General features: G+C 70.4%; 26 protein-coding genes. 16 read left to right on the forward strand and 10 right to left on the reverse strand.

What is annotated here, in order from left to right:
- The first annotated feature begins 26 nt into the window (after positions 1–26).
- Positions 27–791, forward strand: coding sequence for a hypothetical protein (locus ACQP03_RS13680; protein ID WP_357120988.1), 765 nt, complete (start codon positions 27–29; stop codon positions 789–791).
- Between the two features lie 25 nt (positions 792–816).
- Here ACQP03_RS13680 and ACQP03_RS13685 read toward each other — a convergent pair whose 3' ends face one another.
- Positions 817–1596 (reverse strand): lytic transglycosylase domain-containing protein, encoded by a 780-nt coding sequence (locus tag ACQP03_RS13685; RefSeq protein WP_357120991.1) that lies wholly within the window; start codon positions 1594–1596, stop codon positions 817–819.
- A 216-nt stretch (positions 1597–1812) separates the two neighbouring features.
- Here ACQP03_RS13685 and ACQP03_RS13690 point away from each other — a divergent pair, with 216 nt between their 5' ends.
- The 13 genes from ACQP03_RS13690 (at position 1813) to ACQP03_RS13750 (ending at position 14658) form a co-directional block, all read left to right on the forward strand.
- Positions 1813–2352 (forward strand): DUF6668 family protein, encoded by a 540-nt coding sequence (locus tag ACQP03_RS13690; protein WP_357120994.1) that lies wholly within the window; start codon positions 1813–1815, stop codon positions 2350–2352.
- Positions 2353–2357: 5 nt separating this feature from the next.
- Entirely contained in the window at positions 2358–2669 is a 312-nt protein-coding gene (locus ACQP03_RS13695; protein WP_357120997.1) for a hypothetical protein, read from the forward strand.
- A gap of 81 nt (positions 2670–2750) precedes the next feature.
- On the forward strand, positions 2751–3071 hold the full coding sequence (locus ACQP03_RS13700) for a hypothetical protein (protein WP_357121000.1): 321 nt from the start codon (positions 2751–2753) through the stop codon (positions 3069–3071).
- 31 nt (positions 3072–3102) lie between these two features.
- Entirely contained in the window at positions 3103–3807 is a 705-nt protein-coding gene (locus tag ACQP03_RS13705) for a hypothetical protein (protein WP_357121003.1), read from the forward strand.
- Positions 3808–3819: 12 nt separating this feature from the next.
- Positions 3820–5064 (forward strand): hypothetical protein, encoded by a 1245-nt coding sequence (locus tag ACQP03_RS13710; RefSeq protein WP_357121006.1) that lies wholly within the window; start codon positions 3820–3822, stop codon positions 5062–5064.
- A gap of 85 nt (positions 5065–5149) precedes the next feature.
- The gene (locus ACQP03_RS13715; RefSeq protein ID WP_357121009.1) at positions 5150–6643 is read left to right on the forward strand and encodes an SCO6880 family protein; all 1494 of its coding nucleotides are present in this window, start codon (positions 5150–5152) and stop codon (positions 6641–6643) included.
- Positions 6640–8367: an ATP/GTP-binding protein gene (locus ACQP03_RS13720; RefSeq protein ID WP_433460941.1), complete on the forward strand. Its 1728-nt coding sequence runs from the start codon at positions 6640–6642 to the stop codon at positions 8365–8367. Before ACQP03_RS13715 ends, ACQP03_RS13720 begins: the two co-directional genes overlap by 4 nt.
- The gene (locus ACQP03_RS13725) at positions 8364–10139 is read left to right on the forward strand and encodes a type IV secretory system conjugative DNA transfer family protein (protein ID WP_357172072.1); all 1776 of its coding nucleotides are present in this window, start codon (positions 8364–8366) and stop codon (positions 10137–10139) included. The genes ACQP03_RS13720 and ACQP03_RS13725 overlap by 4 nt, the downstream gene beginning before the upstream one ends.
- 95 nt (positions 10140–10234) lie before the next feature.
- A complete protein-coding gene (locus tag ACQP03_RS13730) occupies positions 10235–11578 on the forward strand; it encodes a hypothetical protein (RefSeq protein ID WP_357172073.1) in 1344 nt (447 codons plus the stop codon).
- A gap of 44 nt (positions 11579–11622) precedes the next feature.
- Positions 11623–12090, forward strand: a complete 468-nt coding sequence (locus tag ACQP03_RS13735) for a DUF4913 domain-containing protein (protein ID WP_433460942.1) — start codon at positions 11623–11625, stop codon at positions 12088–12090.
- Positions 12091–12295: 205 nt separating this feature from the next.
- Positions 12296–13246 carry a hypothetical protein gene (locus ACQP03_RS13740; protein ID WP_357121023.1) on the forward strand — a complete coding sequence of 317 codons (951 nt, stop codon included), beginning with the start codon at positions 12296–12298 and terminating at the stop codon, positions 13244–13246.
- Between the two features lie 36 nt (positions 13247–13282).
- Positions 13283–14137 carry a helix-turn-helix domain-containing protein gene (locus ACQP03_RS13745; protein ID WP_433461159.1) on the forward strand — a complete coding sequence of 285 codons (855 nt, stop codon included), beginning with the start codon at positions 13283–13285 and terminating at the stop codon, positions 14135–14137.
- An 89-nt stretch (positions 14138–14226) separates the two neighbouring features.
- Positions 14227–14658 carry a DUF2000 domain-containing protein gene (locus ACQP03_RS13750; protein ID WP_357121029.1) on the forward strand — a complete coding sequence of 144 codons (432 nt, stop codon included), beginning with the start codon at positions 14227–14229 and terminating at the stop codon, positions 14656–14658.
- A 29-nt stretch (positions 14659–14687) separates the two neighbouring features.
- On the opposite strand, the gene ACQP03_RS13755 is transcribed toward ACQP03_RS13750, so the two are convergent.
- From ACQP03_RS13755 to ACQP03_RS13765, 3 genes are all read right to left on the reverse strand, one after another.
- A complete protein-coding gene (locus ACQP03_RS13755) occupies positions 14688–15170 on the reverse strand; it encodes a hypothetical protein (protein ID WP_357121032.1) in 483 nt (160 codons plus the stop codon).
- Between the two features lie 490 nt (positions 15171–15660).
- A complete protein-coding gene (locus ACQP03_RS13760; protein ID WP_357172077.1) occupies positions 15661–16230 on the reverse strand; it encodes an AAA family ATPase in 570 nt (189 codons plus the stop codon).
- A gap of 163 nt (positions 16231–16393) precedes the next feature.
- Positions 16394–17260 (reverse strand): NAD(P)H-binding protein, encoded by an 867-nt coding sequence (locus ACQP03_RS13765; protein WP_357121038.1) that lies wholly within the window; start codon positions 17258–17260, stop codon positions 16394–16396.
- Between the two features lie 70 nt (positions 17261–17330).
- On the opposite strand from ACQP03_RS13765, the gene ACQP03_RS13770 reads away from it, so the two are divergent.
- Complete coding sequence (locus ACQP03_RS13770; RefSeq protein ID WP_433460943.1) at positions 17331–18224, forward strand: LysR family transcriptional regulator; 894 nt, start codon at positions 17331–17333, stop codon at positions 18222–18224.
- 32 nt (positions 18225–18256) lie between these two features.
- Here the strand turns inward: ACQP03_RS13770 and ACQP03_RS13775 are convergent, their stop codons facing one another.
- Positions 18257–20104 (reverse strand): glycoside hydrolase family 15 protein, encoded by a 1848-nt coding sequence (locus ACQP03_RS13775; protein WP_357172079.1) that lies wholly within the window; start codon positions 20102–20104, stop codon positions 18257–18259.
- 159 nt (positions 20105–20263) lie between these two features.
- Here ACQP03_RS13775 and ACQP03_RS13780 point away from each other — a divergent pair, with 159 nt between their 5' ends.
- Positions 20264–21499: a low temperature requirement protein A gene (locus tag ACQP03_RS13780; protein WP_363659832.1), complete on the forward strand. Its 1236-nt coding sequence runs from the start codon at positions 20264–20266 to the stop codon at positions 21497–21499.
- Positions 21500–21585: 86 nt separating this feature from the next.
- On the opposite strand, the gene ACQP03_RS13785 is transcribed toward ACQP03_RS13780, so the two are convergent.
- The 5 genes from ACQP03_RS13785 to ACQP03_RS13805 form a co-directional block, all read right to left on the reverse strand.
- On the reverse strand, positions 21586–22152 hold the full coding sequence (locus ACQP03_RS13785; protein ID WP_357121051.1) for a hypothetical protein: 567 nt from the start codon (positions 22150–22152) through the stop codon (positions 21586–21588).
- A 109-nt stretch (positions 22153–22261) separates the two neighbouring features.
- Complete coding sequence (locus ACQP03_RS13790) at positions 22262–23104, reverse strand: oxygenase MpaB family protein (RefSeq protein ID WP_433460944.1); 843 nt, start codon at positions 23102–23104, stop codon at positions 22262–22264.
- Positions 23104–24318: an MAB_1171c family putative transporter gene (locus tag ACQP03_RS13795; protein ID WP_433460945.1), complete on the reverse strand. Its 1215-nt coding sequence runs from the start codon at positions 24316–24318 to the stop codon at positions 23104–23106. Before ACQP03_RS13795 ends, ACQP03_RS13790 begins: the two co-directional genes overlap by 1 nt.
- A 7-nt stretch (positions 24319–24325) precedes the next feature.
- Positions 24326–24814, reverse strand: a complete 489-nt coding sequence (locus tag ACQP03_RS13800; protein ID WP_433461160.1) for a hypothetical protein — start codon at positions 24812–24814, stop codon at positions 24326–24328.
- Positions 24815–24907: 93 nt separating this feature from the next.
- Complete coding sequence (locus ACQP03_RS13805; protein ID WP_357121060.1) at positions 24908–25417, reverse strand: hypothetical protein; 510 nt, start codon at positions 25415–25417, stop codon at positions 24908–24910.
- Between the last annotated feature and the right edge of the window lie 137 nt (positions 25418–25554).

The following is a 25554-nucleotide window of genomic DNA, read 5'->3' on the forward strand; positions in this document are numbered from 1 at the left end:
ACCCGAAGCTCTCCGGAGGTACCGCCATGCCCGAGGTAAACGCACCCGATCCGCGTGGCTCGCGAGCCGGTCAGCACCATGACCGGCCGCGCGACCCGATCGAGGTCGAGGTGGAAGCTCTGGCGCTCGTGACCCTCGGCAATGAGCTGCACAAGCTCTGGGCCAGGCGCGAGGCTGCTGGCCAGCCGCCGTCCGACGACGTGGTTGAGGCGATCGGGATCGTCAAGGAGCGCATGGGGCGCCTTCCATCGGAGACCCCGGCGCAGGGTGTGGCGGCGGGCGTTCCGTCCACAGTGCCGACAGCCCCGCCCGTCGGGTCGGCGGCGCACGTTCAATGGCACGACGAATTCCTCAACCTTCTCGTGCGTACCGCCCGGAAGGTGAGGCGTTGGCTGAAGGAACTGGACGCGAGATCGGACCGCTCTGACGGGCTCCCGACCGATCTGCGGAATCTGCCGGACCTGAGCAGCATCGACCCCCGCAGCGATCTCTATCGGCGTACGAGCAACCGTCTCGGTGAGCTGCTCGACCAGAGCCCGGTCCTACGGCGACTCTCGTCGAGCGGGAACCTCGACGGCGTGTCCCGGCACCTCCCGCAGCTCAGGATCGAACGTCGGGAGTACCCGATCCCATCCGCCCGGCCCGGCCCGCCGCTGGCCGACATCGCGGCCATGCCGTCGTTGCGGGCCGATCGAGCCGGCGGACCGGACCACGATTCCGGCCGGGCAGAGCCGAATAGCCCGGCACACCTGCCGCGCCAGCAACGACGGGCCACTTCAGCGGGGCTGTGAGCGCGCGTCCGGATCGCGTGGTGACTCAGGTCGGGCTGGCGGACGGGAAGGACGGCGGTGGGCCACCGAGGCCCTGGTACTGGCCGAAACGGGCCCGCACCTTTGCCAGGTAACCCTGGGCCTGGGCCGTCGCGGGGATCCCACCTGCCTCCCGCACGGCGTCCATGCCCTGGTCGTACGCGACAAGGGCCAGGTCGAGCGCGCTGCCGATCGCCTGCTTGCTGTCGATGAGGCTCTGCGCCTCGTCGGCCAGGGCGCAGAGGTACCGGCCCTGCGCCATGATCGAGTCCTTCTGGTCGAGGGCGGACGTCTTGTCGTTCTTGTCGGTGTCCTTGCCGTACCGGGTGAAGACGGCGGGTGGCAGTTGGGAGATGCCCACCTCACCGTCCGCGCCGACCTTGGCGCCATCCCAGCGCGATTCGACCTCGATCTGCGCCGCGATCACGATCGGGCCGATCGAGGTGCAGATGGCACCCGCGTCCTCGATCGTGTCGGCCAGGGACACCGGCACCTGCGTCCGGTCCAGCGTTCCCTTGCCGTCGCCCTGGAACGCGGCCAGCGACTCGTCGGCCCGGTCCCAGGCGTCGCCGCTGTCGCTGCCGCCGGGGCCGGTGAACAGGATGATCAGCACGATCAGTGGGAACAGCAGGACGCCGAGCCCGCCGATGATGAGCACCGCCCCGGCGACGACGACAACGACGACCGGGCCGCCCATCAGACAGGTCGTGGCTGTCGCGATCGCCGCGCCGACCAGGACGGCCGTGCTCTTCTGCGAGCCACCGTCCTTCGCGCTCGAACCGCTCATGTCCCTCTCCCTCGGGGTTGTCGTGCACGAAAAATGTCGAACCCGCCTTGAACCGGGGGCTGAGGTCCGCCGTAGAGGCGTCCGTCATCCGGTCCGGGGTCGCCGGTCCAACGGGACCAAGCAGCGCCTGGTTCAACGGCGGCGGCCCGAATACCAACCGGACCGATGGCATCGGACGTCGAGAGCGGTGCGGACAGGAAGAGGGTGGTGATTCGGATGGGCGTTCCATCAGCGGTCGACGCGGCACGGCGGGTGCCGCTGGGAGCGGCCGGTCACGCGGGGGCCTACGGCGACGTCGTGACCCCGCAGTGGGCCCTTTCCGAGCAGGGGATCGGGTGGATAGCGGCGCACGGCGGCGCCGGGACCACCACGCTCACCCGGATGCTCGGCGGGATCGACCTCGGCTGCCGCTGGCCGGACGCCGCGCTCGGGGAGCCGGCGAAGGTGATGCTGGTGGCACGGACCAACGCCGAGGGGATGGGTGCCGCCGGACGGGCGCTGAACGCGTTGCGCGAGGGCCGGCATCCGGCCGCCATGCGGCTGATCGGTCTGGTGTTGGTGGCGGACGCGCCCGGTCGGCTGCCCCTTCCGCTCGCGCGCCGGATCCGGGTGCTGCGGTCGATCGCCCCGGTGCACCGGGTGCCGTGGATGCCTGCCTGGCGTCTGGGGATCCCACCCAGACAGCTGCCGAAAGAGTTGTTCGGCTTGGCCGGTGTCGTCGGTGCCGATCGTGAGCTACCCGGGCGCAAGGGGTGATCCAGGTGAACGTCGCACCGCGGGGCATGCCGGTGCCGCAGCGGGAACCGATGCCCTCGCTCGCGCCGCTGCCCCAGTACGACCCGCTGGGAAGCGGCGGGCTGGAGCCCCTGCTCAACCTGCTCGCCTGGGCGGTCACGGCCACCAGCGTCGCGGGACTGATGATCGTCGGCATCCTGATGATGCTTCAGCTGAATCGAGGCACCCCGGGTGAGGAGAGCGAACACTTCCGCGGCTTCACCATCGTCATGTTCGCCTGCCTGCTCGGGGCCAGCGCGGGGCCGCTGGTGACCTGGTTCGGCGACCTTGGACTCTGAGCCGTTTTCTACCTTTTCATACGAGTTGAGTCCCACCTATGCGGTCACATCGGTGGCCTACGCCTCAAGGAGACGCACCCCATGAACCTGATGGACCTTCCCTACGTCCTCGCCGCCTCCATCTCCGTCCGCGTGCCGGAACTCCCCAGGCCGGTCGCGGGCGTCTTCGACCCCAAGCCCGGGGCGCCGGGTCAACTGAAGGATCTCGTGGACAAGTTGCTCGGTCTGATCGCCTGGGCCGGTACCGCCGCCGGTACCGCCGGGGTGCTGATCACCGGGGTCATGATGGCCATCTCGATGAAGCGCGGCGAGAGCTCGGAGCACATGTCGCGGCTCGGCATGGTGCTCGGCGGCTGCATCCTGGTCTCCGCCGCTGGTCCACTCGCGGACTTCTTCCTCTGACGTCGACCGGCTGACACGGGAGAGACGCATCATGTTCGGTAGCGGCAGACGACGCTCCGATGAGGATCCGCCGTTCTGGCGGCAACAGGGGTGGATCCTGTCGGCCGCGTTCATCGTGGGTTCCGCCCTGCTCGCCGCGGCCATCGGCCTGACGGGCCGGGACGGGGAGTCGGTAGGGCTCGCCACGGGTGGCGAGACGACCAGGCCACCGTGCGGCTCCGGGACACCGGCGGCACCGACGTCGAGCCTGCCCCCCGAGGACCTGACCTGGCAGGTTCTGGAGAGCGGGAAACGGATACCGACCTCCGCGAGCGACGGCCCAAGAGAGGTTGACGGGCAGGTTCTGCGGTGTTTCGCGCACACCCCGATGGGGGCGGTGTTGGCGGCGCACGTGGTGCCGACCCAACTCGGCGAGCGGGGTTGGCGGGCCACCGTGGAGCACCAGGTGATGGCGGGAACTGGCCGCGACGTCCTGGCGGGACGCCTCGGCTTCGCCACGCCCGGCGCGGGCGGAGGGCACGGCAGCTATGTCGGCTACCGCGTCGTGACGTATTCGCCGGAGGCCGCGCTGGTGCGATTGCTCGTCCAGACCACGGCTGGGCAACACGTCTCGACCGACGTCGAACTGCGGTGGGATGCCGGCGACTGGAAGATCCAGCCATCCCGGGTCGGCGAGGTGCGCACGCCGTCGGAGACGGTCCTGGCGAACGCCGGTTTCACCATGTGGACGAAGTGAGGGTTGGGCGACATGGACTGCGCTCCCGGAGACGCGCTCGACAGCGGCGGCACGGGCTTCTTCGACTTTCTCGGCGACCCGATCGGGACGCTGATGCGGATCGTGGCGAACATCATCCTGGCCGCCGCGATCAAGATCTTCGGCGAGCTGAGCGAGTCGGTGCCGACCCTCGGTCCCGGCTTCAGCGAGAACAACGCCGGCGTCCCGGGGCAGATCAGTGATCAGGTCCAGTGGGTCGTCACCTACCTGGCGATCGGATCGGTGCTCTTCGCCGCGGCCAAGATGGCGCTCGACCGGCGTGGTGAAGCCGGGCGGGTCGCGATCCAGGGCTTCCTGCGGGTCATCCTGGTCGCGGGCGCCGGCACGTACGTCGCCGCCAATGCCGCGAAACTCTCCGACGACTACTCCGACCACCTCTATTCCAGCGCGGCGCTCAACCTCGTCAAGAGTGTCCCGTGTATCGGCCTGGGAACCACCATGGAGGCCTTTCTCCTGCTGTTTCTCGCCTTCCTGTTGCTCCTCTCGGCAATCGTGCACGTTCTCATGCTCTACATCCGCCTGGGCGTGGTGACCATGCTGCTCGGCACGCTGCCGATGGCGGCTGCCGCCTCCATGACGAACTGGGGCACCGGGTGGTGGCGCAAACACCTCGGCTGGCTGATCGCCTGGCTCATCTACAAGCCGGCCGTCGGTCTGATCATGTTCTCCGGCTCCGCGATGATCGCCGAAGGCAATCGGACCAGCCTCGTCCATATGCGGATCGCGGGCGTCGGCGTGCTGCTGCTGTCCGCGATCGCGATGCCCGCCCTACTGAAGATCATTGTGCCGGCCACGGCGGCCCTCGGCACCGGCGATCCGTCCGGCGCCGTCGCCTCGTCCGTCGTGGGCGGAGTCGCGTCCGGAGCGAAGAAGGTCGCCGGCTCCGCGATGTCCTACGGCGGCGAGAGCGGGCCGTCCGGCGCGCGCGGGGCAGGATCCTCCCAGGGTGGAGGCGGAGGACGAGGCCCCTCCGGTAGCCAGGGGGCCGGTGGAGCCCCCGGGTCCAACGGCGACCAGGGCCAGCGGGGTAACCAGGGCCAGCGGGGCAACCAGGGCGCTTCGGGCAGTAGCGGGAGCAGCGGGGCCAGCGCGGTCCGGGCGGCGGGCACCGTCGCCGGGGCCGCCACCGACGCGGCGGTCCGCGCCGGCCGGCACGGCAGGGCCATCGTGACGGGCGCCGTGGACGGCGCCGACGGCAACGCCGGACACAACCAGTGACGGCGCCCGAGCGTCGCAAGGGCCACCGCCGGGCGGCGTCCCCGCTGATCAAGGCAGGTAGACCGGAACGAAAGGATTCACGGTGATGTCGGTGGAAGCCGCGGTCGAACCAACGTACGGCAACTGGCGGCGACCGCGTCGGGCCGGACTCGGCCCGCTCGGGCTGGTCGGTACGGTCGGCGTCTTCGGCGGCCTGGTCGTGGTGCTGTTCGCGTCGATGATTTCGCTCGGGGCGGCGATGGTGGTCGGCGTCCCCTTCGTCGTCCTGCTGGCGCCCCTGGCGATCCGCACCCAGGACGGGCGCAATGTGTATCAGCTCATATCCCTGCGGATCGGTTGGTCACAGCGCAAGTCCCGGGGCGAGCACCTCTACGTCTCGGGCCCGCTGTCGGCGCGCCCCGGTGGTCGGTTCCGTCCGCCCGGCCTGCTCACCCGGGTGAGCGCGCTGGAGGGCCGCGACGGCTACGACCGCGCCTTCGGAGTGCTGCACCACAAGGGACGCAACCTCTACACGATCGTGCTGCGGTGTGAGCCGGACGGCGGCTCGCTGGTCGACCCGGACCAGGTCGACACCTGGGTGGCGCTCTGGGGCGAATGGCTGGCCCGGCTCGCCCACGAGCCGGCCCTGCGGGGCGCCTCGGTCATCGTCGAGACCGCCCCGGACCCGGGAACCCGGCTGGCGAACGAGATCCTGCCCCGCCTCGCCCCGGACGCGCCGGCCGCCGCTCGGGCCGTTATGGAGGAGGTGGTCGGCGACTATCCGTCAGCCTCGTCCGAGATGAACTCCTACATCACGCTCACCTACGGCGCGTCGGGTGGGCCACGACGCGACCCCGAGGACGTGGTCGCGGACCTTGCCGTCCGGGTGCCGAGTCTGCTGACCGGGCTGATCAGCGCGGGCGGCGGTGTGGCCGAGCCGTTGAGCGCCGAGCAGATCGCCGAGATGGTCCGGGTCGCCTACGACCCGGCCTGCGCCGCCGAGGTGCTCAACGTACGGGCCGAGCACGGCCACACCGGTCTGGAGTGGGAGGACGCGGGCCCGGTCGCGGCGGTGGAGTCGGTCGACGCGTACCACCACGACTCGGGTGTCTCCCGGACCTGGCTGCTGACGCTCGCGCCCCGGGGCACGGTGCGGGCCAGCGTCCTGCGCACGATGCTGGACGCCTCCGACGGAACCCGCCGCAAGCGGGTCGCCCTGCTCTACCGACCGCTCGATCCGGCGACGTCCGCCCGGATCGTCGAGTCGGACCGACGTACGGCGCAGTTCATGGCGACATCCAAGCGCGGCATGGTGCAGGCCCGCGCCAGCGCCGAGGTGCGCGCCGCCGAGCAGGCCGCCGCCGAGGAGGCGACCGGGGCGGGGCTGGTGGAGTTCTCGTTGATGCTCACCATCACCGTCGACACCCCGGACCAGCTCGACGACGCGGCGGTGGTGGTCCGCAACATGACCGGTTCCAGCCGGATCGCGATGCGCCCCGCCCACCGTATGCAGGCCGCCGCGTTCAGTTGCACGCTCCCCGTCGGGATCCTGCCCTGGGAACAGACCCTGCTGCCGCACGAACTTCAGGAGGCGATGTGACAGACATCCGAGCGCGCCCTGCCGGGACCGTTACGCGTGCGGTCGACCTCGGCGCCGGCTGGCCGGCCGGCCACTCGGGTGGGCAGACCGCTCTGACCGGAGTCACCGGCGACCTGGCCGAGGGCGCCCCGGTGACCCGGAATCAGAAGCCCAGGAAACGTCCGGCCGTGCCGGAGTCGACGCGCGGTTGGGCGGGCCGGGGTGGAGGCCGGGTCGGCTATCTCGACTCGCCGACGATGTGGCGGGCGACCACCGTGCAGGCGTGCGGCCTGTGGCCGTTCTCCGCCGGCTCGGGTGCGCCGATGTCCGGCGTACCGATCGGACAGCACCTCTTCACCGGCGCCACGGTCTGCGGCGATCCGCTCTCCTGGTTCACCCGGGCCCGCTATATCTCGAACCCCTCGCTGTTCATGCTCGGCATGCCGGGCTTGGGAAAGTCCACGCTGATCAACCGGATGGCGGTCGGGCTGGCCGCCACCGGCGTGGTTCCGCTGGTGCTCGGCGACCTCAAGCCGGACTACGCGGACACGGTCCGCGCGCTCGGTGGCCAGGTCATCCCGATCGGACGCGGGGTCGGCGGCATCAACGTGCTGGACCCGGGGGCGATGGGCATCGCCGCCGAGCGGATCGGCGGTCCGGCGGGCAAGGCGCTCGCCGCCGAGACACACGGCCGGGTGCTGAACATGGTGGCGGCGCTGCTGACCATCGTGCGGGGCCGGGCGCTGGACGACCACGAGCAGGCAGTGCTCTCTGCCTGTCTGCGTCACCTGCGGGACCGTACGCCGAGCAACCGCGCACCCCTCCTGCCCGACCTGCTGCGGGTGCTGGACGAGGGGCCGGACCGGGTCCGTGCGGTGACCCTCGATCGGGGGCAGGACACCCGCTACCGGGACGCGGTGGACCCGCTGCACCGGTCGTTGCTGGGCATCCTCGACGGGGCGCTGGGGGACACCTTCGGCTCGGAGACCTCCACCCGCATCGACCCGGACGCCCCGGCCGTGTGCATCGACATCTCCCGGATCGGTGAGGCGGACACCCAGCTCACCGCGGCGGCGATGCTCGCGGCCTGGTCCGACGGCCTGGGTACGGTGGCCGCCTCGCACGCCCTGGCCGACGCGGGGTTGGCGCCGCGCCGCTGGTTCTTCACCATCCTCGACGAGCTGTGGCGTCCGCTGCGGGCCGCCTCCGGGATCGTCGACCGGATCGATGCCCTGACCCGGCTCAACCGCTCGCTGGGCCTCGGCGACGCGAAGATCACCCATACCCTCAAGGACGCCGAGGCGCTGGGCACCGACGCGGACCGGGCGAAGGCGCGCGGCTTCGTGGAGCGGGCCGGGATCGTCGCCTGCGCCGGCCTGCCGATGGCCGAGATGCAGGAGCTGGGTCGGGTGGTGGGCATGTCCCGGCGGGAGATCGAGCTGGTCTCGTCGTGGTCGTCCCCGCCCGGCTGGGCGAGCACCGGCTCGAACGAGGAACCCCCCGGTCGCGGCCGTTTTCTGATCAAGGTCGGTGGACGTCCGGGCATCCCGATCCGGGTCACGATCACCGAGACCGAGCGGCGGCTGCACGACACGAACCTGCGCTGGGTGCAGAACGGGTACGCGCAGGAGCAGGCCGCCGAGCGCGCGGCGGCCCGGATGGTGGCCTTCGAGGCCGAGGCCGAACTGGGCAACCTGGCCATCCGTCCCGAGTTGGTGTCCGACGCCGAGGGGTGGTCGTCGTGAGCCGCTCACCCGGTGGCCGTCCGCACGGCGCCGACCTGTTCTTCTGGGCCTTCACCGTGATGGTGCTCGCCAACGCGGGGATCTTCCTGGTGGCCTGGTTCGGCGGCACCCTCGGCGCTGTCGTGACCCTGCACGGTTGGCACCCGCCACCGGTGACGCTGGACTCGTACGTCCTGCTGGTCTCCGGGCGGATCGAGGTGCTCTGGCCGGGGGTCTCACCGTTCGCCGTCTACAGCGGCATGGTGGTGTCGTTCGTGCTGCTCGCCCTGTCCGCCGCGCTGGGCGTCCGCAAGGTCCTGGAGCTGCGGGCCCGTGGCAAGGGACTGGCCGGTACGCACGAGCTGGCGTCGCTCGCCCCCGCGGGGATCGCGGCCCGCGCCCGCGAGTTGCGGCCCTCGCTGGCGGGCATGCGGGAGCTGCCGCCGGACGAGCGGGGCAACCTCCTGGGCGACCTGATGCCGAACGGGCCGGAGCTGCGCTCCTCCTATGAGGACGTAGAACTGGACCTGATGGCGCCGCGCGCGGGTAAGTCGACCGGAATCGCCATCCCCCGGGTGCTCCGGGCCCGGGGCGCGGTGCTGCTCACCTCGAACAAGTCCGACGTGTACTCGGTGACCAGGGCCGAGCGGGAGCGGATCGGCACGGTCTGGACCTTCGACCCGCAGGGCATCGCGCACACACCCCGCGAGATGTGGTGGGACATGCTCGCCGTCTGCGTGACGATCGAGGGTGCGCGGCGGCTGGCCGGGCACTTCGTGGCCTCGGTCAACGACGACACGACCAAGAAGGACTTCTGGATAGCGGCCGCGCAGAACACGCTGACGGCGCTGTTCCTCGCCGCGGCTCGGGGCGGGGCCACCATCTCCGACCTGTTGGGCTGGCTCGCCGACCCGGCCGACCGTACGCCGATCGACCTGCTCCGCGATGCCGGGATGGGCGCGATGGCCGAGCAGTTGCAGGGAACGGTGCGCGGCGCGGTGGAGACCCGGGACGGCATCTATGAGACCGCGCGCCAGTGCGTGGCCTGCCTGCTCGACCCGGAGATCCTCGCCTGGGTGTCATACGACCCGGATCTGCCGGAGTTCCTGCCGGACCTGCACGTACTCGGTCGGGACACGCTCTACCTGCTCTCCAAGGACGGCGGCGGCTCGGCGGCCGGGGTGATCGCCGGCATCGCGGACGCCACGCTGCGGGCCGGCGTGGTCGCCGCGGAGCGGATGGGCGGGCGGTTGGACCCGCCGATGACGGCGGTGCTCGACGAGGCGGCCAACGTCTGCCGGATCTCCGACCTGCCCGACCTCTACTCGCACCTCGGCTCGCGGGGGATCAACGTGGTGACGCTGCTGCAGAGCTACCGGCAGGGGTCGCGGGTCTGGGGCGATGCGGGGATGGACGCGTTGTGGGGCGCCGCCACGATCAAGCTGCTCGGTGCGGGCCTGGACGACGCCGACTTCGTGGAGAAGGTCTCCAAGCTGGTGGGCCAGCACGACGTGAGCACGCTCAGTGTCTCGCGCAGCCGCGACGGTTCCTCGCGCTCCACCTCGTTCCGGCAGGAGAACATCCTGCCCCCGGACAGGATCCGCGCCCTGCCGAAGGGGACCGCGCTGCTGCTGGCCACCGGCATCCGCCCGGCGGTGATCCGGCTGCGCCCCTGGTACAAGGAGCCCGACGCCGCCCGCATCTCCGCCGCCGCGAAGCAGGAGGTGGCCGCGATCACCGAGCGGGCCACCCGTAAGCAGTTCCCCAGCTCATTCGCGGCGCCGTCGGACTGACGATCCTCGGAAAAACCCCAGATCCTCATGAACCCCGGCCAGGTGTGCCGCGTAGAGCGGGTATCCGGTTCCACAGATGGTAGGAGGAAGAACAGATGTCGGATCTTTACAATGAGTGGGACTACTACAACCAGGACGGCAGCTACGCCAACGCTTACAGTGGCCGGAACTCGCCGACGGCCGCCGGGTCGAACAATTATGCCCAGTACGCTCAGTCGCCGGGGGCTGGATCGGACCCGAATCTGGCTGGCTACCGGTCGGGTGACGTCGTCTCGTACGACCGACTGAGCGTTGACACGCAGTATGTGGACAGCGGTTCGCAGTATGTGGACAGCGGTTCCCAGGGTTACGCGCAGTACGCCGCCGCGCCCACGCCCTACCGGATCGACCCCGTCCCTCGGGAGCAGTTGCTGTTCTCGCAGACGGACGGGCGAACGGTAAATGACTTCTACCCGAATATCGACTACAACTACCGGCTCATGGGAGAGGGAAACTCGCCAACTTCGCCGGTAGCTGAACGGTCGGGCCTGGATCTCGATCGGAACCACAGCGAGTACCGCGGGCTGGAAGCCGGCTTCATCGCCGCCCTCGAGGGAAGGCCGGTCAGTATCGTGTCGACTGGTGATGGCAAGGTGGGTGTGGTTCCCGCTCCGGAGCCCGGGTCTTATCAGCCTTCCCTGCAGGACGGTGGGTCGAGCCTGGGGGTGGGTATGGCTTCGCAGCCCGGGTCTTATCAGCCTTCCCTGCAGAACGCCGACTCCGATGCGAGCATCAGAGGGTTGGCTCCCTCCGATCAGTATCAGATTTCGGAAACCCCAGACCGCCGCAGTCACGATCAATCAAGTGTGGTGCGGATCGATGCGGCCGGCCGAAGGCATTGGGCGACCTGGGAACAGGCCGCCCTGCTCGGGGCCGCCGTGGGATTAACGGGGGAGGCTCTGGCGAGGGCATTGGTCGCCCCTGCGGGCGTTGTCGCCGCTGTTGCCGCGACAAGCGCTCCGGATGTGGTGCACGGGCTGTGGAACGCCAAAGCTGAATTCGTGAAGTACCAGAACGGTCAGAAGCCAAACTGGGACAGGGCGTTGAGTGGCCTTTCGAAGGCCATCGCGTACGGGGCGACCGCTGGCATCCCTGCTCAGATGTACCGCGCCTACCAGCCAGGTGCGGGGGACTCGAACCAGGTCGTGTTCAATCGGGCCGAGATGCGATTGGCGGCTATTCCCGCCAGTATCGCCGCCGGAGGTGCCTTCGCGGCACTCGTGTTCGACAAGCGAGCGCGGGCGCAGCAGGAGAAGGAAACGGGGGTCAATCAGCATCACGGTTTCGCCGGCCTGGAGTCGCAGAGCGCGGAGGGCCGGGATCGAGGGCGGGAAGACAACCCGGGCCTCCACCGCCGCAAGGGTAAGGAGAAGGTGAAGGCCGCGGCCCAAGGCTCGTGATGGTCGCGCTCAGCGTTGTCGCAGAGGAATTGTGAGGACTATCCGTGACAGGCGAAACTCGGCAGTTCGAGTCGCTCCGAGATGACGTTCCCGACGTACAGTCGCCGCGGGAAGCGCCTGCGTCCGAGAAGAAGAGCGAGCCGTTCTTCATTCTCTACCTCAACGGCCCAACCTACCTGGAAGAGATGCGACGGCTGTCGCTGTGGGTGGAGAAGCTCCTGATCCCGGTGTACGGCGAGGAGGTGACATCCGGGGCGCCGTGGTGCCCGCGCTGGCACGAGCACACCGAGGCCGTCGCCTACTTTCACGGGCTGTGGCTGGCCTGGCAGGACAAGACCGGCCCAAAGGCCAGTCTCACCGGCCCCTCCGAATGGCACCGGGACCACCTCGGCCCCACCATGACCGCGCTCCGCAACCCTTCGGGTCCCTTCGCGGGTTGCAAACCCGGGGCACACCGCGCGAAGGAGCGCCCATCCGTCGAACCGGCCGGCCCCGAGAACTTCGGACCCTGACGCCGCACCCCGTACCGGCCCGCCGAGATCGAACGGCGGGCCGGCCCGGCGTGGCGGACGTGCAACGACGGCTGGGCGGATGGGCCTGGACTTCATCCGGCACTCCCACCGAGGCGTCGGCGGCGGGTGAGGTTCAACAGGTGTGGATGATCCGATCAACACCGGGCCGCGTCCCGCTCCGGCGCGCCCTGACTAGCATGCCCTCGTGATCGAAGAATTGATCAGGAGCGCTGCCGCCGAGGACGACGACGCCATCGAGAAGCTGTGCGTGATCGCCGACGCCGACCCGCAGAGCCTGACCCCGTACCTGGGCGCCCTGCTCGATGCCGACGTGCTGTGGCCCGCGAGGGTGTACCGGGCGGCGGACGACGACGTGGTACGCCGGATCATCGAGCGGATCGACGGCGGGCGCACGCCGGACCGGCTCAACCATCTGCTCGTCATCCTCGCGCACACCGCGCACCCGCTCGCCGAGAGCGCCATGCGTCGCTGGTCGACGCGACCGCCGGCCGGCGCGGACGAGCTGCACGTCAGCGTCCTGAGCTACGCGCTCGAGGGCGGCTGGACGGTCGACGTGGACGGCGGCCGCCGGGATCTCTGCGGGACCACCGCGTACCAGTGGGTCATGCGCGACGCACCGCGACGTGCGGACGGTCCCACCTGCCCGTGGTGTGCGTCGCCACGGTGGATCGCCGCGGACCTCGACACGGCGGAGCCCGCTGTCCGGGACGCGATGGCGCACACCGGCTGGTCCGGCCGGCTGGTGATCGAGACCTGCCAGTTCTGCGCCTGCTACGCCACCCTGTACAGCCAGGTCACCTCGGCCGGCGACAGCACCTGGTGGACCGGCAACACCCGCCCGAGCTACCTCGGTGATGCTCAACCGGAGGACCCGCCGGCGCTGGCGCCGGTTCTGGGCCCGGCGAGGTCGACCCCCTACCAGGCGAGCGCGTGGGACCAGGGCGGCTCGACGCTGGGCGGGCGGCCCGACTGGATCCAGGACGCCGAGCACGCGGACTGCCCCGGGTGCGGTCAACCGATGGACTACCTGGGCCTGGTCGGCGGCGCGGACCTGGACGAGTACGGCGAGGGCGCCTACTACCTGCACCTGCACCAGCCCTGTGGGTTCGCCGCGGTGAACTACCAACAGAGCTGATCGCCGTACCGGCGGAATGAGACGTTCAAGGTGGAGATTCCCGGCCGGGGCGGGAAGGATGCTCTCGTGTCACCGGACGTGCAACCCGCCACGGAGGTGCAGGCGTGGCGGCCGAAACTGTCGGGCGTCACCGAGGTGCTACACGCCCATTTCACCGATCATGCCTATCCGATGCACGCTCACGACACCTGGACGCTCCTCATCGTCGACGAGGGCGCGGTGCGCTACGACCTGCACCGGCACGAGCGCTACGCCTTCGGTGAGCTGGTAACCCTCCTGCCTCCGCACGTTCCGCACAACGGTCGCTCGGCCAGTCCGGAGGGTTTTCGGAAACGGGTGATCTACCTTGACGCGAGCAGCCACCTGTCGGCCGACCTCGCCGGTCGATCGGTCGGCATCTCCAGCTTCCCCGATCCCTGGCTGCGCGACGCCATCTCGGCATTGCACGGCGCTCTTCTGCAACCCGGGGACGAATTGCGGGCCGAGACGCTGCTGACTCTGCTCACCGACAGTGTGCGCGCCCGCCTGGGGGAGCGGATCGTCATGCCGGACGCCGATCCCACGGCGGCCTACCTGCTTCGCGACCTGATCGAGCAGCACATTGCCGACGGGGTCTCCCTGTACGAGGCCGGTCGGCTGCTGCACTTCGACCCCTCGTACCTGGTTCGGGCGTTCAGCCGCGAGTTCGGCATGTCGCCGCACCGCTACCTGACCTCCCGGCGGGTCGACGAGGCGCGACGCCTGATTCTGGACGGGCACCCCCTGGACCGGGTCGCCACGAGCAGCGGCTTCTACGATCAGCCGCATCTGGCCCGCCACTTCAAGCGGATCCTCGGCGTCAGCCCGGGGGTCTTCGCTCGCACGGCTGGGCTCGCCGCGGCGTCGACGTAGCTGCCGGGAGGTGCCGTCCTTGCCCGTGCCGAGGAGTCACGTCAACTTCGTACAAGACCCCTGAGATGCCCAGGCCACATGATCGAGCCATGCAGCCTGAACCAGCGCCCGTGCGCTTCGACACCAAGATTGCCGTGCTACTCCGCGACGACGTGCTGCCCTGGCAGCGCCTGAACATCACGGCGTTCCTGGTCAGTGGAGTGGGCACGGTGGTGCCCGAGGTGATCGGCGAGCCGTACGAGGACGCGGACGGCGCGCAGTACCTGCCCATGTTCCGCCAGCCCGTCCTGGTCTTTCAGGGCGACCGGGATGTGTTGCGGTTGGCGCACCAGCGGGCCCTGAGCCGCGACCTGCCCATGTCGGTGTTCACGGCCGAGTTGTTCGGCACGGCCCACGACCGGGACAACCGGTCCGCCGTGCGGGCGGTACCCACCGAGAAGCTCGACCTCGTCGGGCTGGCGGTCTACGGTCCGCGCAACGCGGTGGACAGGGTGTTGAAAGGCGCCGACATGCACCCCTGACCGGTGGTCGCCGGTGAAGGGGTCAGGCACTAGATCATGCGACGCCGTACCCGCCACACCACCACACCGATCAGGACCCCCGCGACCGCGACGAACAGCGCGGCCTCGATGAGCTGGAACGTCCAGAACCGGTCCGCCGGGTGGTAGACCCCGAATTGCTGGATGCCCCGCGCGTGCAGGAACTGGTTGAGGTTGGTGCCGGCCTGGTTGGCGGCGTCCTCCAGCTCGTGGTACTCGGTCGAGCTCAGCCTGCGCCCGGTGGCGTCCGCGTAGCCGCGCTCGACCACCCAGTCGGCGAACCCGGGCGCGGCCCGTTGCCCCGCCTTCGAACCGCCGACGGGGACCGGCGTCATGGTGGTGAGCGGGGTGGCGTACGCGGGACGGGCCAACAGCGCCACCGTCATCCGGGCGGCGAGGAACGCCCCGAGCGCGACGCCGAACGCGGGCAGGCTGCGGCGCAGGATCGCCCCGGCGGCGGTGGCGACGCCGAACGCGAACAGCGCGTACGCCACCGGAACAAGCCCTTCCAGGTCGAAGGCGTCGTACTGGAACCGCCCTTCCCACGCGTCGAACGGCTGACGGAACCAGGTGAGCAGCCGTGAACATCCCGGTGAGCGTGACGGTGACGCCGGCCAGCGCCACGAGTTTGGCCGCCAGCCAGCGCATCCGCGGCACGGCCTGCGTCCAGGCGAGCTGCCAGGTGCCGTCCTCCAGCTCACGCGCGAGCAGCGGCGCGCCGAGGAACGCGCCGATGACGACGGGGACCAGGTAGAAGGCCGCCAGGAGGTTCTCGACGTAGCCGTACCCCTCGTCGAGCCGGCGGAAGGACGCCGCGCAGGCCTCGTTGACACCGGCGTCTCTCGCACACCGGGCGGGACCGCCGGGGAACAGGTCGTGGGCCTGCGTTCCGAGCACGAGCAGGGCGATGCCGAACAGACCGACGAGCAGACCCAGGACGCAGACCTCGGACCGGACCGGTGCCGGTCCGATGGAAGTACGGCCTCAGTTCCAGGATCTTCCAGCCCGGGTCCACGCCTCCTGGTCCACCGGCCGAGGACCCTGTTGCAGCCACGTGATGATGCGCTGGGCGTGTTCCTCGGGGGTCTCGGCGGATGACTCCAGGCGGAGGGCCTCGTCGAAGTACGGGAACGCATCGGCCCGCTCGCGAACGAGCGCTTCGTCGAGATCCGTGGCCTGATGACGGTCCCGGAATCGGCTCACGGCCTCGTCGGGCGTCACGAAGAACTCGACGACCCAGAGCGATGCGGAGGAGCCGGCCAACGCTTTGCGGAGACTGGCACGCTGGTCACGCCGAGCGTAGGTGCACTCGAGGACGACCGTCTCTCCCTGATCCACGAACATGCGGGCGAGGAGATGCGCGGCGTCGTAGGCGCGCAGGCGATCGTCACGATTTCGATCGGATCCCGGAAACAGGAGGTCGAAGAGGGTGTCGACCTGCAGGTGGATCCGACCGCGACCCGGCCAGGACCGCCCGGCGGCCAGGACCGCCCCGGCCGTGGTCTTGCCCGAGCACGGAGGGCCCGAGAGCAGGACGATCCCGTTGCTGGTCATTCCGCTCGCGTTTCATGATCGTGGAGGACGCGTCCCCAGTTCCGAACGGACACGGTCTCGAAGCGCCCGAAAGTGTATCCACCCGGATCTGCCGCAGTTTGGTCGCCAGCCCTCGTCCAACGATCAATCATCGTGAGCAAGGGAACCGGGCCGCCGGTGCCGGTCAGCCGACGGCCGGGGCGAGCACCGATTCGCACCAGTGGCGGAACGTCGTGCCGACGCCTTCCTCGCGGGCGGGTGGGTAGACACCCGCCGTCTGCGCCTCGGCCATCTCGATCATGGCGTCGACGACGGCCGGGCTCGCTCCGGACGACGCGTACCGGGCGCGATAGTCGGCGAGGGTGGCCTGCTGGTAGGTGACCGGCCGGCCGAGGGTCTCGGAGATGATCTGCGCCATCTCGCGCGGGGTGTGGTCAACGGGTTCGCGCACGGGTACGTCCTGGTGGCCCGTCCAGGTGGTGTCGGCGAGCAGGCCGGTGGCCGTGCGGGCGATGTCGGCGGTGGCTACCGCCGCGAGCGGCGCGTCGGGGTCGGCGGTGAGCACGAACATTCCCTGGCCGCTGATCAGGTCGACCTGGTGCAGCAGGTTCTCCATGAAGAACGCCGCCTGTAGCGAACGGTAGGCGGCGCCGCTGGACTCCAGCGTGTCGTCCATCGCCCAGGCCGCCGAGAGCAGTCCGGCCGGGCCGTCGAATCCGCGGCCGAGCGAGGAGACGGCCACGACGCGGGGTACGGCGTGCGCACGTACCGCCTCCGCGATGGGGCGCGCGAAGCCGAGGTAGTGCTCGGTGACGTCCGGGGCGCCGAAGTTCGGTGGTACGAGCACGAAGAGCGCCGTGGCGTCGGTCAGCGCGGTCGTGAGCACGGCGGGGTCGGCGTGGGAGCCGACGATCACGTCGGCGTGCTCGCGAAGGGGCTCGGGCAGGCGGGAGGGGTCGCGGGCGATCAGGCGCAGCGGTGCGCCGGCGGCGCGCAGGGACTCGGCGACAGCGGCGCCGATCGTGCCCGTGGGAGTCGTGATGACGATCATGGCTCCCATCGTCGCGCGGGTGCTCGCGGGCGAGAAGGACCAGTTCGGGCGGCATTATTATCCTCAGGGTATGAATCCCGTGGAGTCCCGGCCGCTGCGTTACTTCGTGGCCGTCGCCGAGGAGCTCAACTTCAGCCGGGCCGCCGAGCGGCTCGGCATCGCCGCGCCGGCCCTGTCGCGCGCGATCTCCGGGCTCGAGGCGGACCTCGGCGTCCGTCTGCTCGACCGCACCACCCGAAGCGTCGCGCTCACCGACGTGGGCGCGGTGCTTCTCGCCGACGCGCGGGCAGCGCTCGTCGCGCTCGACGCCGCCACCCGACGCTCCCGGCGAGCCGCGGGTGTGCCCGGCGGCAAGCTGGTGGTCGCGGTGAAGGCCGACGTCGAGGGCGGCCTGCTCGAGGAGGTGCTCGCGGCGTACCAGGCGGAGCACGCCGCCGTGCCGATCGAGGTCATGTTCACCGGCTGGCGCGAGCAGCCGGCCCTGCTGCGTGCGGGCGAGGCCGACGTGGCGATCGTCATCGAGCCGTTCGATGCCGATGGTCTGGACGTCGAGCCGCTGCTGTGTGAGCCGCAGGTGCTGGCGCTACCGGCCGGGCATCCGCTCGCCGGACGGCCCCGGCTGCGGATGGCCGACATCGAGACCGGGCATCAACGGACTGTTTCCGGCGCCCACGTCTACGTACGACGCGGCGAGCAACCGCCACCGTTCGGGGACATGGTGCAGATGCTGCGTCAGATCGAACTCGGGCGGATGCTCGCCCTGCTCCCGGTCTCGCTCGCCGAGCGCAACGCCAGGCCGCAGCTCACCTGGCGGCCCGTCGACGACGCGCCGGAGGCCGCCTTCTCGGTGGCGTGGTCGCAGAACTCGCACTCGCTCGCGGTCGCCGCGTTCGTCCGGGTGGCCACCGCGATCTCGGCCAGCCGCCGGACCAGCCGGCTGCCGGACGCCGCGGAGACCGCCTGAGCACCCGTCCGGTCAACCACCGTGACGCGGCGCTAGCGGCGGCGACGGGCGTCGGCCTCGGCGTCGAGCAGGCTGTTGAGGGTCAGCGCCGTGTTGATCAGCGACAGGTGGCTGAAGGCCTGTGGGTAGTTGCCGATCTGCTCCCCGGTCGCGGCGATCTCCTCGGCGTAGAGGCCGAGGTGGTTGCTGAAGGTGAACATCTTCTCGAACGTGAGTCGGGCGTCGTCGAGGCGGCCGGACCGGGCCAGCGCCTCGACGTACCAGAAGGTGCACATGTTGAAGGTGCCCTCGTGGCCGGGCAGTCCGTCGGGGGAGTGGACCGGGTCGTACCGGTGGACGAGGCTGTCGGAGACGAGTTCGCGTTCGATCGCGTCCAGGGTGGACAGCCACAGCGGGTCGCTCGGCGTGACGAACCCGACCGCCGGCATGGCCAGCAGCGCGGCATCGAGCACGTTCTCGTCGTACGCCTGCACGAAACTGCCGCGTTCCGGGTGGTACCCGCGGGCCATGACCTGGTTGTAGATGCGGTTGCGCTGTTCGGTCCAGCAGGTCAGGTCGCCGGGGCGGCCGGTGCGGTTGGCCAGGCGGATGGCCCGGTCCAGCGCCACCCAGGACATCACCCGCCCGAACGTGTAGTTACGGGGGTGGTGCCGGCTCTCCCAGATGCCGGCGTCGCGCTGGTCCCAGTTGTGACAGAGCCAGTCGACGAGCCGGACGGTGCTCTTCCACACCTGGTGTGAGACGCGGATGCCCTGCTCGTCGGCGAGGTGCATGGCGTAGAGCGCCTCGCCGTGGATGTCGAGCTGGAGTTGGTCGGCGGCGCCGTTGCCGATGCGCACCGGCCGGGAGCCGCGGTAGCCCTCCAGGTGGTCGAGCACCTCCTCGTGCAGGTCGGAGGAGCCGTCCACCCGGTACATGATCTTCAGTGGGTCCTGGTGCTCGCTGGCCGTGCGGATGCGCTCGTCCAGCCAGTCCATGTAGCGGCTGACCTCCTCGGTGAAGCCGAGGCCGAGCAGCGCGTGCACCGAGAACGACGTGTCGCGTACCCAGGTGTAGCGGTAGTCCCAGTTGCGGCTGCCGCCGACCAGCTCGGGCAGCGCGGCGGTGGGCGCGGCGATCATCGCGCCGGTCGGCGCGTACGTCATGAGTTTCAGCGTGATGGCGGAGCGCTCGACCATCTCCCGCCAGCGGCCGGTGTAGCTGGAGCGTTCCAGCCAGCGACGCCAGTAGTCCCGGGTCCACTCGAACATGCCCTGGATCTCCTCCGGCGGAAAGATCCGTGGTTCGGTGCCGCCCGTCTCCAGGACCACGCCGCCAGTGTCGCCCTCGTTCAGGGTGCCGTACGCGACGAGGTCGCCGCCCTCGAGGTGGACGTCGCCGTGTTCGGAGATCAGCCGCCGTACCGGGTCGACCGGGTTGAACGTCAGCGTCGCCGACCGGCTGCGAAAGACGTAGCCGTTGTGGTGGCGCTCGATCTGGTGCTCCTGGCGGGCGTAGTCGAACCGTGGCCGGCACTCCACCCGGAAGCGCATGCTGCCGCGGACCATGGTGACGATCCGGACCAGGCGGTGCGCGTCGGTGACCCGCTCGCCGGTGACCGGCATGAAGTCCATCACCTCGGCCACCCCGTCGGCGCTGATGAAGCGGGTGATCAGGATGGGGGTGCCGGGCAGGTAGAGCTGCTTGGTGACGTACCGGACGTCGTCCGGCGCGATCCGGAAGTAGCCGCCCTTGTCCTTGTCGAGCAGTGCGGCGAAGATGCTCGGCGAGTCGAAGCGCGGCGCGCAGAACCAGTCGACGGTGCCGTCGCAGGTGACCAGCGCGGCGGTCTGCAGGTCACCAATGAGTCCGTGATCTTCGATCGCCGGATAGCTGTCCACGTCTCTCCCCGGTTCGGCCGCGTCCTGCGCATCGAACCTAAGGGGGTATGTGCCGAGTTACGCGGAAATGACGGTCAACCACCCTGTCGCGTACCCCCGACGGCACATCCCTCTCGGCGGGCCGCTCGTTGGTGCGACGAGGGCGGACGGAGGGGGACGATGTCGGGGAAACGGGGTGCGGACCTCCTGCGTCCTCCGGACAGCGCTGGCCGCGCCACGTTCCTGGAGCTCTTCTTCGACCTCGCCTTCGTGGTGGCGCTCACGCGGGTCTCGCAGCGCTTCGTCGAGCTGGACGGCGACGCGGGGTGGGAGCTCGTCAACGGGCTCGGTCGTACCCTGCTGCTGTTCCTGGCGCTCTGGCTGGTCTGGTCGCACACCACCTGGATCACCAGCCGCTACGAGCCGGAGATCGCGATCATCCAGGCCGTCGTGGTCGGCACCATGTTCGCCGGCCTGGTCATGGCGGTCACGCTGCCCCGGGCGATGGAGGAGCGGGCGTTCCCGTTCGCGGTCGCGTACCTGCTGGTGATGGTGGTCCGGCCGCTGGTGATCGCGGCCGCCCTGCGGGGCCATCCGCGGCGGCTGGTCGCGTTCCGGCTCGCCGCGTGGGCTGCGTTGAGCGCGCCGATCTGGCTGGTCGGCGCGCTCGGCCCGGAGCGACTGCGCCTGCCGCTGTGGGCCATCGCCGTCGGCGTCGACTACCTCGCCTGGTTCCTGGGGTGGCCGCTGCCGCGCCTGGGCTCCGCGGCGGTGGCGCACTGGCGGATCGCCGGTACGCATCTCGCCGACCGTTACCAGCAGATGTTCCTCATCGCGCTCGGCGAGTCGATCCTGGTGATCGGCGTGGTGTTCAGCGGCCAGGACTACTCCGCGGGGCGAGCGGCCGCCTTCACGGTCGCGTTCGTCACCAGCGCGCTGATCTGGCGGATCTACTTCCACCGCGCCGGGCTGCTGCTGACCGAGGCGCTGGGTGGGGCGGGCCAGCCCGCTCGCCTCGGTACGGCGTCGGAGCGGACGCACCTGCTCATCGTGCTCAGCGTGCTCCTCACCTCGGTCAGCTACGAACTGGTGATCGACGACCCGTTCGGCGCGCCCCGGCCGATGTGGCTGCTGTTCGTGGTGGGCGGGCCGGCGCTCTTCCTCGTCGCGCGGTTGCGGTTGGAGTACGAGGTGTTCGCCCGGGTCTCCCGATCACGGCTGATCGGACTGGTGATCCTGCTGCTGGGCACGCCGCTGTTGATCCGGTGGCCGCCGATGGTCGGCCTGTGTTCGGTGGCCGGGGTGCTGGCCCTGGTCGCGGTCCTCGACGCACTCGGCAGCCGGCGGTCCGCGCCGCAGGTGACCACCCGGTCGGGCGGACGGGAGACGCCCGGCGGCCGCGACTTCGAGGCGTGACGGTAAGCCTCGACCGTGCCGCGACGACGGCGCGAGGGCGGGCGCCGCGGAGGCGGGCGGTCGAGTCGACCGCCCGCCCGGTGTCGTCAGCTCAGAGTGAACGTCACGTCGTCGACGTCGAAGGCCGTGACGCCGTTGCCGGCCGTCTCGCTGCTCAGGAAACTCGCCGTCGCGGTGCGCTCGACCGCCGCCGTCCCGCTCGACATGACGTACTCCCGCCACTGCGCCCCGCCGTCGAAGGCCAGCGAGAACCTCGTCTTCGGCGGAATGCCGGTGACCGCCAGCCCGACGTTCAGGTAGTCACCGCGGGTGGTTTCCGTGGTGATGGTGCGGACCCAGAAACGGACCGTCAGGTCGCAGTTGGCCGGCACGGTGACGGTCGTGCGCAGCAGGTCGCTACGCGTCACGTCCAGGCCGGCGAAGGTGGCGTACGCGCGACCGGTGTGTGCCGGCCGGGTCTCGTCGCCGAGCACGACCATGCGCGGGCCGGCCGTCCAGCCGTTGGCGCCGCGCTCGAACGACGGGTTGGGGTGCACCTGCCCGGCGCAGGGCGCGGCGGGTGCCGGTGGTGCGTCGGATGCGTCTCGTGCGGCGGATGCGCCGCCCGTGACCAGGAGCAGCAGGGCTGCGGCGGTGGTGGCGATTGCCTTCATCGGTCCTCCTCGAATCATAGAAGGTTGCCGATATCTGACCATCCGTTACGGTGGCCGCCACGTCAAGCGGTTCCCGACCCTGGCGGCCCCGGCGCCAACCAGCCGCCGATCAGTGCGGGCCGAGGTGGCTGATCTCGTACCCCTGGGGGTAGGTCCGAGCCCTGATGCCGTCGGCGAACAGCGGCGTGGCCCGGGGCGCCCCGAACCACCGCTGCCACCGCGCGCGCGTCCGCAACGCGAGGCGCAGGCCGACCCGGACCGGCCACGGCGGTGTGTCGACCCGTGTCGCGCGCCGCAGCGGTTCGTCGTACATGGCGCTGACCAGCGCGTTCCCCAGTGGCGCGAGCGGGCGGGGGAGGCGGGCGAGCATCAGCATGCGGGTGGCCCGCTCGATGGCCGCCGCGTCCTCGTTGGGCAGCAGGTGGGCGGCGTCGTGGGCGTCGAACCAGGTCTCGAACTCCTCGAACGACCCGGGGATGTCGGTGATGCCCATCCGCCGGCCGAGCTCCCGGTAGAACAGGTAGGTGGCCTGCCGCTCGTGGCAGCAGGGCTGCCGCCAGCCGTAGGCGCGCAGCCACCGGATCGGAATCACGACGAGGCAGCCCAGGACGTAGCGGAAGTCGTCGTTGCCGATGTCGTACGGGCGATGGATCTGGTTGACCCGCCGCAGCGCGTCACGGCCCCGGGGCTGGTCGAAGCCGTTGAGGACCATCTCGTACATCAGCAGGCCGGTGTCGTCGATGCGCTTCTGGGTGCGGTCGGTCAGCTCGCCGGTGGTGGTGTGCACGGCGGCGATGGCCGGGACCGAGAAGGACCTGTTGAACGCCAGGTTGAGGCCCAGCTTCAGGTCCCAGGGGAACTCGTGGCGCAGCATCGTCTGGTAGATGTCCAGGTAGTCGCGCTGCGGGTCCAGCGTGCGGATCCGCCCCAGGTTGTCGTACCGGCCCCTCATCAGTGCGCGTCTCCTGCCGTCGGTCGCGGGGCGGCCGCGGCGAGCGTCCGGGCCACCACGGGTGATCGGGCGTAGGCGTCGGTGACGAGCGTCAGCCACGCCACCTCGCCGGCATAGCCACCATCCGGGCGGTGCAGCTCGTCGGCGGGCTGCGGGGCAGCGGCCACCAGCCCGGCCCGATGCCGCCGCAGCGCGCAGGCCAGGTGCGCGGCCTCGATCGCCGCCTGCCGCTCGGTGGCGCCGAGGCCGGCCCCGGCGGCGAACCGCTCGGCCAGCGCCGTCACCCCCACCTCGGTGTACGGGCGCAGCGCCAGGCGGCCGTCGCGGATCTCGGCGACCCGACGGGTGAGCGCGTAGTCGGTGTCGCGCAGGGCCGCGAACCGGCGGCGCAGGGTGGGGTCGAGTTCCAGCTCGGGAAGGGCCGCGACGAGGTCCCGCCAGAGCGGTTCGAGTCGCCGGTAGGAGTGGAAGTCCTCCCACCGTTGGCCGATCTTGAGGGTGGGTCCCCATGCCGGCATGGTGAGGCCGATCGTGATGAGCAACGCGCCGATGGTCACCAGCACCGCCGCGATCTGCCGCTCGCCGGTCGGCCGGTAGCCGGCCCAGTAGGCGACGAGGTAGACGATCTTGTTGGTGCTGTAGAGCAGCGCGACGGCGGCGCCCACGGCCGTGATGCGCAGGCCGCGGCGCAGCCAGGGGCGTCCGCAGATCTTCGCGAAACCCCAGCACAGCCGGGTGATGTCGAAGCAGTAGGCGAAGAAGCCGAGCAGCAGGAAGATCAGCAGGTAGGCGGTGACGACCGGGTCGGTCGCGTACTCGACGGTCAGGCGCACCGGCTTGTCGTAGGTGAGGGTGACGGCGAACAGGCCGAACATGACGAGGAACGCGCACGCGGTGACCCAGACCCAGCGGCGGGCCCGGACGGCGGCCGTCGCCGGGGGCAGCGCGAAGTGCAGCAGCATGATCTCGGCGTTGGCCGAGATGGTCAGGGCGCCGGCGTGCGCCATCACCTTGGCGAGGTTGGGCAGGCCCGACACCTCGTCGATCGCGCTCGCGACGGGCGGGATGGCGACCGTGATCCCGGCGGCGAACGCACCGAGGCCCGCGCAGATCGCGCGGCGGGCCCGGCTCGGATGCCGGCGCTGCAACCGCACCATGTACACGAACGCGACCCAACCGGAGGCCGCGCACACGGTGTAGAGGACGGTGTCCATTCCCGCGCTACCAGTGGGGGTGTTCGAGGGAGTGCCGCAGCCGGCCGTACAACTCGGCGTCCGGCCCGTCGACAGGTGCCTCGTCCGCGTCACCGCGCCCGCTGCGGACCCGCCGCAGCAGCAGCGAGCCGATCATCTCGGCTTCGCGCTCCTCGGCCGCGGCGTAGTTGCTGCGGCCGAGACTGCGCCGCACGAGTTGCGGGTCGAGGTCGGGCAGCAGCAGCCGGGACGCGTCCGCGTCCAGCACCTCGGTCGCCTGGTGCCCGGCGAGCAGGTGACCCAGCTCGTGGCCGATGATCAGCAGTTGGTGCAGCGGCGAGGTGTCCTGCTCGTAGAAGATCGCGTCGAAGTCGTTCGTCGGCACGCACATCCCGCACACCGTCTGTGCCGGCAGCGCGATCGGTACCAGGTGAATGGGCCGGCCGCGCCGCTCACCGAGGACGTCGCACAGCCTCCGGACGTCGAAGGGGTCCGGCATCTCCAGCTCGGCGACGATGCGTTCGCAGCGTCGGCGTAGGCGATGCAACCTCACGTCGGTGTTCCCCCACTCGTCGGTGTGCTCCCACCGCAGGATCTGCACGGCCACCCGCTACCGGCGATCGTCGGACGCGGTCGTGCCGGTGCCCTCTGCCACGGCCCGTAGCCGGGCCACCATCTGTTCGACGAGCCGCGTGTCGGTCGCGGAGAGGCCGTTGTCGGCGAGCACCTGCCGCAGCGCCACCCGCTTGACGTCCATCCGCCGCAGCTCGCTGAGCAACGTGATCTGGTCCTGGATTCGTCGTGCCGCCGCGTCGTCCACGAAGTAGCCCGAGTTGACACCGAAGGCGGCGGCCAGGGCGCGTACGTGCGAGGTACGGGGATCGCTCGCCACGCCACGACGCAGCTCGCCGATGTAGGCGGCGCTGATCGTCACGCCCGTCTCGGCCGCCGCTTCGTTGATCTTGTCAGCGATCTCCCGATTGGTGTACCTGCGCCCGGGCTCGTCGGAGTCGCCGAGCTCGTCAGGCGTGGGACGGATCTTGTCGAACAGATACTCCAGCCGTGCTGCCAACGTGTCGAGGGGCGGCAACTCCCGCTCCGTGCGCCGAACGTCCACCATGCTCTTCACCCTCCGGCGACCTGAACGACAGTGTCGCAGATGCGCCCCGCCGCGAAACAGACGTTGACAGGCACACGGAACGTGAGCGTAAGCTCGCTCCTGTTCGGAGCAACACCCGTTGAGCGTGAACCCGTTGT

Origin of the sequence: Micromonospora sp. CA-248212 (assembly GCF_050948405.1) — a bacterium.
Lineage (GTDB): Bacteria > Actinomycetota > Actinomycetes > Mycobacteriales > Micromonosporaceae > Micromonospora.